Genomic DNA, 320 nt, shown 5'->3' on the forward strand with positions numbered 1-320 from the left:
GGATGTCACCCGTGGGGTCTTGAACGCCATTCAGGAAGTCGAAGACTTGTCCGGCCGGACGATCCTCGACGGCGAGCGCATTCTCACCCCGGCCCGGGCCGAGACCGGGGTCGATATCTATGTCTCGACCAGCAGCGCCGGGGGCGGTCTCCAGCTGATGGTCGCCGGCGTGGTCACAACCATGAGTGCCGAGAGCGCCCAGCGCTGCGCCCTGGGTGCCGGGGCGATTGTGATGGACAGTCTGGCCTCCAACGATGGGCGGCCCGGCTATGAGAAGATCGAACGCATCCGCCGTCTGCGCCCGGATATGATCCTGCTGG

The 320-nt window shown here is 66.2% G+C and carries 1 protein-coding gene; it reads left to right on the plus strand.

Translation table 11 applies throughout. From position 1 onward, the window contains the following. Nucleotides 1-320 (plus strand): glutamate mutase L (locus tag J4F42_15180; protein MCE2486856.1); only part of this gene is annotated, 320 nt, incomplete at both ends.

The organism is Desulfurellaceae bacterium, from assembly GCA_021296095.1.
In the GTDB taxonomy this organism is placed as follows: domain Bacteria; phylum Desulfobacterota; class Binatia; order Bin18; family Bin18; genus JAAXHF01.